The sequence below is a fragment of the Lysinibacillus sp. GW247-5R2A genome (assembly GCF_059424475.1).
Genome location: NZ_JBWKZL010000012.1, coordinates 175,957 through 183,522, shown reverse-complemented (window position 1 = coordinate 183,522; position 7,566 = coordinate 175,957). Strand labels below are relative to the sequence as shown.

7 protein-coding genes are annotated in these 7,566 nt (G+C 40.2%); all 7 read right to left on the bottom strand.

All coding sequences use genetic code 11. From position 1 onward, the window contains the following. Positions 1-90: 90 nt before the first annotated feature. The 7 genes from AC07YC_RS18600 to AC07YC_RS18570 all read right to left on the bottom strand — a co-directional run bounded on the left by AC07YC_RS18600 (position 91) and on the right by AC07YC_RS18570 (position 7,470). Positions 91-657 (bottom strand): VanZ family protein, encoded by a 567-nt coding sequence (locus tag AC07YC_RS18600; protein WP_494920111.1) that lies wholly within the window; start codon positions 655-657, stop codon positions 91-93. A gap of 131 nt (positions 658-788) precedes the next feature. Then, complete coding sequence (locus AC07YC_RS18595) at positions 789-2,327, bottom strand: acyl-CoA carboxylase subunit beta (RefSeq protein WP_336636170.1); 1,539 nt, start codon at positions 2,325-2,327, stop codon at positions 789-791. A 139-nt stretch (positions 2,328-2,466) separates the two neighbouring features. Then, positions 2,467-3,249: an enoyl-CoA hydratase gene (locus AC07YC_RS18590; protein WP_494920110.1), complete on the bottom strand. Its 783-nt coding sequence runs from the start codon at positions 3,247-3,249 to the stop codon at positions 2,467-2,469. After that, positions 3,246-4,163: a hydroxymethylglutaryl-CoA lyase gene (locus AC07YC_RS18585; protein ID WP_336636168.1), complete on the bottom strand. Its 918-nt coding sequence runs from the start codon at positions 4,161-4,163 to the stop codon at positions 3,246-3,248. The genes AC07YC_RS18590 and AC07YC_RS18585 overlap by 4 nt, the downstream gene beginning before the upstream one ends. Positions 4,164-4,177: 14 nt before the next feature. Beyond that, positions 4,178-4,390, bottom strand: a complete 213-nt coding sequence (locus tag AC07YC_RS18580) for an acetyl-CoA carboxylase biotin carboxyl carrier protein subunit (protein ID WP_031418413.1) — start codon at positions 4,388-4,390, stop codon at positions 4,178-4,180. A gap of 71 nt (positions 4,391-4,461) precedes the next feature. Then, positions 4,462-5,820: an acetyl-CoA carboxylase biotin carboxylase subunit gene (locus AC07YC_RS18575; protein ID WP_494920109.1), complete on the bottom strand. Its 1,359-nt coding sequence runs from the start codon at positions 5,818-5,820 to the stop codon at positions 4,462-4,464. A 15-nt stretch (positions 5,821-5,835) separates the two neighbouring features. Further along, positions 5,836-7,470 (bottom strand): AMP-binding protein, encoded by a 1,635-nt coding sequence (locus AC07YC_RS18570; protein WP_494920108.1) that lies wholly within the window; start codon positions 7,468-7,470, stop codon positions 5,836-5,838. Between the last annotated feature and the right edge of the window lie 96 nt (positions 7,471-7,566).

The following is a 7,566-nucleotide window of genomic DNA, read 5'->3' as shown; positions in this document are numbered from 1 at the left end:
TAGCGCCGATAGAATATCGACACCAGATGGCTGCGTAGTGTTTTTTAGTGCTGTCTACTTGACAGGGGTAAGTCCAAACTGGCTGCTTTCCTATTTTTTCGGTGTAATCAATAGACCCTTATAAGCTAAATAACCGAGCCATGCACCAATAGTATTTAAAATTAAATCATCAATATCCGCAGATCCTACTGTAAAAATAAATTGGATCGTTTCCACACTAAGGCTGGCAAAAAAGCCTAAGCAAAGTAAAACGCCTGCTTTGCGGAATTTCTTCGATAGTAATGGCAGTAAAAAGCCCATTGGGGTAAAAATCAATAAATTACCAAGTAAGTTAATAATTATCGTATCCCAATTAAAATATTGAGAGTAGTTTATATAACGGAAAATCGTTTCAAAGGGTATAAAATTAGTAGTTAATCGCCAACTACTGTAATCAAACAGCCCTAAGTCACCGACGGAATAATCACCTTCCCATAACACAACGACTACATTAACTAAACGATCGATGACCAATTTATAAAAAGCCAAACAAGAATAGATGCTAAATAACAACCAACCCACTATTTTTATTGGTAAATAATATGTATCAATAACATCCCGATATGGTAATGGGAGCTTGGCATTACCTTGAACATCCGTTATGTTGTTTTTTGACATGCTAAACACCCGCTTCCCTTTATTCCTCCCCATATTTTAATATGCTCCTTAAGACCATGCAAGTAGCTGTTAACTATTTATCGATTAAAAAAGACTGCCTCCTGACAGAGAGACAGCCTTCCCATAAGTATTTATACTGGATTTACCCCATGCTTACGTTGTGAGAAAAGTAAGTATTTTGACATGTAAAGCTCTAAACGATTTTCAAGCACCTTCCGTAAATCATTTGGTTCAATTACATCATCAATAATTAACTCTGATGCTAATCGATACACATCAATCTCTTCTTGGTACTCTTTACGTTTTTCAGCTATAAAGCTTGCTTGCTCCTCTTTCGGAAGCTCGGCAATTTTATTTGCATAAACTGCATTGACTGCAGCCTCTGGACCCATTACTGCAATTTGAGCATTTGATAATGCGATACAGCAGTCTGGCTCAAAGGCAGGACCAGCCATGGCATATAAGCCAGCACCATATGCTTTACGAACAATAACCGTTAGCTTTGGAACAGTTGCTTCACTCATCGCAAAGATCATTTTTGCGCCGTGACGGATAATACCAGCTTTTTCTACCTGTGTGCCGATCATAAAGCCTGGAACATCCGCCAAGAATAGAAGCGGTATGTTGAAAGCATCACAAAGAGAAATGAACTTGGCCGCTTTATCAGCAGAATCGTGGAATAGTACGCCTCCCTTAACGCGAGGTTGATTCGCGATAATCCCTACTGATTGCCCCTTAATACGTGCAAGACCAGTAATTAATTCCGGTGCAAATAATTTCTTCACTTCACAAAACGAATCTTCATCAATAATACGTTCAATTAACTTATACATATCAAAAGGAACGTTTTGGTTTTGTGGTATCAATTCCTCAATCGATTTATCGAATGTAGCTGGTGGTTTAGGTGCCTCTACTTTGCTACGTTCTGCATAGTTATTAGGGAAATAGCCTAAATAGTTACGAGCATAGGCAATGGCCTCTTGTTCTGTTTTGGCAAGTACATCTCCACAGCCGGAAACTGAACAGTGCATTTTTGCGCCACCCATCGTTTCTAAATCTACTTTCTCTCCAATAACCATTTCAGCCATACGAGGAGATCCTAAATACATAGATGCGTTCCCTTCAACCATAACAACGATATCACAAAATGCAGGAATATAGGCACCGCCTGCCGCAGACGGTCCGAATAGGAGACAAATTTGTGGTACTTTACCTGATAACTTGACTTGGTTGTAGAAAATGCGACCCGCACCCCTTCTACCGGGGAACATTTCTAGCTGATCTGTAATACGTGCACCTGCTGAATCAACTAAATATAGTAACGGACAGTTAAGTTTTTCTGCAGTTTCTTGAATACGAATCATCTTTTCAACCGTACGTTTTCCCCATGATCCTGCTTTAATCGTTGAGTCATTCGCTAAAACACAAACGGTACGACCATGAATTTTACCAATCCCTGTGATAACACCATCAGCAGGTAAATCGCCTGCCAAGCAGTTTGCATAAAGGCCATCCTCTGATTGAAGACCATCATCTAATAATAATTCAAGACGTTCACGTACAAATAGCTTCCCTTGCTGTGCATTTTTGTCATGATATTTTGGTAAACCACCAGAAAGAATTTTATCTTTCATTGTAGGTGGCGTGTTTTCTGTTGAAATATTGCTCATGTTTAATTCCTCCCTTTGCCCATTCAATTACGCCAAATTATTTTTTAGCGCCCCTATTCCCCTTTGTCAATGCGCCAAAAATTAATGAGAATGCGCTTAGATTTCCGTCAGTGTGATTAATCTGATTGGATTCTCTTCTTTATTTTCCTGAATATTGTGGTGCTCGCTTCTCTTGGAAGGCTAGTAGCCCCTCTAATCGGTCCTCTGTAGAGATCAGTGCACTATATGCAAGTGACTCAATTTTTAAACCGGTAGCTAAATCTACCTCAACACCCTGATTCATAGCCACCTTAGCCTGTATTAGCGATAATGGAGCATTTTTTGCCATTTCTAGAGCAAGCTGCTGTGCCCTTTCCATTACCTCATGTGCCTCATGAACATATTCAACGATGCCATAATCTTTAGCTTCCTTAGCATTTAAGCGACGCGCTGTATAAATTAATTCCTTTGCCCTCCCAAGACCAATTAGTCGTGGAAGTCGTTGCGTTCCTCCTGCCCCTGGAATAATTCCGAGAGAGGTTTCAGTGAGACCTAACTTAACATGTGCTGCTGCGACACGTAAATCGCAAGCTAAAGCTAATTCTAGACCGCCACCAAAGGCTACTCCATTTAGCACCGCAATGACAGGCTGAGCAAGTGTCTCCACTTTTGCCACTGTGGCACCAATCAACTGCACGATTTGCTTCACTTGTCGATCGGACATACCTTTGCGTTCTTTTAAATCAGCCCCAGCACAGAATGCTTTTTCTCCAGCACCTGTTAGTAAGACTACTCGCACTGTCGGATCTCCGTTGATTTGATCAAGCGTATCAGATAGCTCCCGCAATAACTGTACAGACATCGCATTCGCAGCCTCTGGTCTCAAAAGGGTAATAAGTCCAATACTTCCCTCTAGTAATTCAAAGCGAACAAGTTGAGTCATAATGGATTTGCACTCCTTTCATTACGGACAATCGCCATTTGCTTTGAAGCAACAGCTTTGCCTAATTTCTGTTCAATAAAGAGTGCAGCCTCTAATATTTTTTGTCGATCTACACCAGTTCGAATGCCCATTTCATCAAATAAATACAATAAATCTTCGGTGGCTACATTACCTGAAGCCCCCTTAGCATAGGGACAGCCCCCTAGACCACCAAGCGCACTATCAAATTTGGTTACACCCATCTCTAAAGATTTCATAATGTTAGCCAGCGCTGTGCCACGTGTATCATGAAAATGCATAGCAAAATTATTTGCGGGATATCTTTTTAATAGTTCCTCTAAAAGAAGTTCAACTTGAGTTGGTACACCAACGCCAATCGTGTCGCCAAGTGAGATCTCTGTTACACCCATTTCCAATAATTTATCTGTAACACGCAGTACTTTATCAGGATGTATATATCCTTCATAGGGACAGCCAAGAACTGTAGAAATATAGCCTCGAACCTTTTTCTTTGACGCTTTAGCTGCTAATACGACTTCCTCTAAAATAGGAAATGTTTCGTCAATGGTTTTGTTAATATTACTTTGGTTATGACTTTCACTAGCTGACATAAATATACTTACTTCATCTACTTCAGCCTGTAACGCCCTTTCTAACCCTCGCATATTAGGTACAAGTGCTGCATAAGTAATATCCTTGTTCCTTTTAATGGCTTGAAGAACCTCGACAGCATCTGCCAACTGTGGAATCCATTTCGGATGTACAAATGAAGTCACCTCGATGTAATTTAATCCAGTTTGGCTTAACAAATTCACTAATTGTATTTTATCTGCTGTTGTAATATGTGTTTTTTCATTTTGTAAACCATCACGGGGACCGACTTCTTTCATTACGACATGCTTAGGTAGCTGCATTAAGAGGCCTCCTCTTATTCAATTTCTAAAATATCATCATCAACGTTAATGAAATCTCCTTCATTGGCGATAATTTTTGTTACCACGCCATCTTCTTCTGCTGCAATCGGAATTTCCATTTTCATTGATTCTAAAATAGCTACATCTTGACCTGCCGTTACTTTCTCACCTTCTGCTACGACGATTTTCCATACTGTACCTGCCATGCTTGCTTTTACTGTTGCCATCATCATTCACTCCTACTTTTAAATTAATTATGCATTCGCCCTCTCTATGAAGCACGAATGCTCTTCAATACTTACTTTGACTCTGCTAATTGTGGTAAATAAAATTGTTCGACAAATTTTGTAGTCGTATAGCCTTTTAAAAACTGTTCATGTGTAACAGTTTTTAAAAGCATCGGAATATTCGTTTGAATCCCCTCCACTTTGTATGCTTTCAGTGCTTGGATTAATCTTTCACAGGCAATGTCCCTTGTTTCTCCCCACACTACCAGTTTACTAATCATTGGATCATAAAATGGTGTAACTGCTGAACCTGTCTCTACACCACACTCATGTCGAACCCCTTCGCCTGTTGGTAATTCTAGAGCTGTGATTGTACCAGGAGACGGGAAAAATGTAGAAGGGTTTTCAGCGTATATACGCACTTCAATCGCATGTCCCTGTTTCGTAATACTTTCTTTTGTAAATGAAAGGGGTTGCTGTGCAGCGATTTTTAATTGCTCCTCTACTAAATCAAGTTTCGTAATTTCCTCTGTCACAGGATGCTCTACTTGTAATCTTGTATTCATTTCTAAGAAATAAAAGTTTTGATCCTTATCTACCAAATACTCAATCGTTCCAGCGTTGACATAGCCAATATGCTTTGCCGCTTTTACTGACGCTTCTAGCATCTTATCTCTTGTCTCCTGTGAAATAAATGGTGAGGGCGCTTCTTCAACTACTTTTTGATTTCTTCGTTGGATCGAACATTCACGTTCAAATAACGGAACCACATTGCCTTGATGATCGGCAATAATTTGTACTTCCACATGGTGAGGGTTCGCAATAAATCTCTCCATGTACATCGTGCCATCCCCGAAAAATGATTGTGCACGTTTTTGATTTCCCTCAAATGCTTTTGCTAGTTCCTCTGCATTTTCAACAAGTTGCATACCGATACCACCACCGCCTGCCGATGCCTTTAACATAATTGGATAACCTAAACGTTCAGCGATTTCAGTAGCTTCTTCTGTATCCTTTACAGGTGTCTCTACACCCTCTACAATGGGAACACCCGCAGCTTTCATTGTTTTACGTGCCTCTAATTTACTTCCCATTGATGCAATAACATTAGCACTTGGTCCAATAAAAATTAAACCTTCCTCTTCACAGCGCTTTGCAAACTCTGCATTTTCTGATAGCAGTCCATAGCCAGGATGAACAGCCTCGACGCCATTTTCTAATGCAATTTCTAGAATACGTTCTATATTTAAATAGCTTTGTGCTACAGGTGGTTTCCCTACACAGTACGCCTCATCTGCATCCTTCACATGTAAGCTTTCAGCATCTGCCTCAGAATAAATAGCAACCGTATGAATATTTAGGCGCCTGCATGTTCTGATAATACGTCTAGCAATCTCCCCACGATTTGCAATTAATACTTTATTGAACATATTTACTGCCCCTCCTTATCTGACGGTCATGACAAAATCTTCTCGTAATTTATATTTTTGAACCTTTCCTGAAGCAGTCATTGGATAATGATCGATAAAGAAAATATGTTTTGGGATTTTATGTCTAGAGATTTTATCCCGACAATATTCTCGAATCTCCTCTTCTGTTGCCTGCTCACCTTCTCTTAAAATAATCCAAGCTGCCGCTTCCTCCCCGTACACAGGATCAGGAACCCCAGCAACCTGAACATCCGATATTTTCGGATGTGTATAAAGAAACTCCTCTATTTCACGAGGATATAAATTTTCACCACCGCGAATAATCATATCTTTTAAACGACCGGTTACGCGGACATAACCTGCTTCATCCATCGTTGCCAAATCACCCGTATGCAGCCAACCATCTTGATCAATGGCAAGATCGGTTTCTTCTTGGTTTTTATAGTAGCCTTTCATTACATGGTAGCCTCTTGTACATAGCTCGCCTTGTTCATTTGTAGGTGCTTCCTCGTTTGTCCCAGGAACTACAATTTTCGCCTCTAAGTTTGGTAAGGCACGGCCAACCGTCTCCACCTTTAACGCTAACGGGTCATCCGTTCTCGTTTGCGTAATAACTGGGGATGATTCTGTTTGACCATAGCAAATCGTAACATCCGTCATACCCATTTTCTCAATGACTGCTTTCATCACCTCTATCGGACAATTAGAGCCCGCCATGACTCCTGTTCGTAGAGTTGAAAGATTGAAAGACTCAAAATTCGGTAAATTAAGCTCACTAATGAACATCGTTGGTACGCCATGTAATGCTGTGCACTTTTCTTGCTGAACCGTCCTTAGCACCTCTTCAGGTGAAAATTCTTGTACTGGCACCATCGTTCCACCACTAGTTGTAATTGCTAATGTTCCGATAACACAGCCAAAACAATGGAAAAATGGCACAGGTATGCAGAGGCGATCCTCTGCTGTTAACCGCATACACTCTGCAATGTTGACCGCATTGTTCACTAAGTTAAAATGTGTAAGCATCACGCCTTTAGGAAAACCTGTTGTACCAGATGTATATTGAATATTAATCACATCATCATAATGAAGAGATTGCTCTCTTTGTTCTAATTGTTCCTCGGTCACCTGATCAGCCGCTGCTACTACATCGGACCAATTTAATACACCGGGATACTTAGTCTCGCCGATTAAAATAACATTTTTTAATAAAGGTAGTCGCTTTGACTGCAAATTACCTGGTTCACAATGTTCAAGCTCCGGACATAACTCTTGAAGTGTATGGATAAAAGAATGGTCTCTATAATTTTCAATTAAAAATATCGTTTTGGCATCAGACTGCTTTAATAGATACTCCAACTCACTAGCTCGATAATTAGTGTTTACCGTAACAATTGGAGCTCCCATTTTCCCTGTACCAAATTGAAGCTGTACCCACTCAGGAACATTGGTCGTCCATACAGCAATATGGTCTCCTTTTTCATTTCCTAAAGCCATTAAACCCCTTGCTACCAATCGTGCTTGACGATTGAGCTGCTCATAAGTCATTCGTAAATTTCTATCAGCATAGACCAATGCCTCGTTTTGCGGGTACTTTTTAGATTGTTCATCTAGCAATTGACCAATTGTTTGATACACAAGTTCTGCCATGAAGATCCCCCTTGTTTATGCTATTAAACTTCTTTCAGCAATGAGATGAATGCGGATTTAAGCTAATTTTTCAGCAAGTGTCTCGGTATCAGCAAG

Bases quoted from the DNA above. Each gene is read 5' to 3' on its own strand.
- AC07YC_RS18600 (WP_494920111.1), bottom strand. From the start codon at position 657: ATGTCAAAAAACAACATAACGGATGTTCAAGGTAATGCCAAGCTCCCA.
- AC07YC_RS18575 (WP_494920109.1), bottom strand. From the start codon at position 5,820: ATGTTCAATAAAGTATTAATTGCAAATCGTGGGGAGATTGCTAGACGT.
- AC07YC_RS18590 (WP_494920110.1), bottom strand. From the start codon at position 3,249: ATGACTCAACTTGTTCGCTTTGAATTACTAGAGGGAAGTATTGGACTT.
- AC07YC_RS18580 (WP_031418413.1), bottom strand. From the start codon at position 4,390: ATGGCAACAGTAAAAGCAAGCATGGCAGGTACAGTATGGAAAATCGTC.
- AC07YC_RS18595 (WP_336636170.1), bottom strand. From the start codon at position 2,327: ATGAGCAATATTTCAACAGAAAACACGCCACCTACAATGAAAGATAAA.
- AC07YC_RS18585 (WP_336636168.1), bottom strand. From the start codon at position 4,163: ATGCAGCTACCTAAGCATGTCGTAATGAAAGAAGTCGGTCCCCGTGAT.
- AC07YC_RS18570 (WP_494920108.1), bottom strand. From the start codon at position 7,470: ATGGCAGAACTTGTGTATCAAACAATTGGTCAATTGCTAGATGAACAA.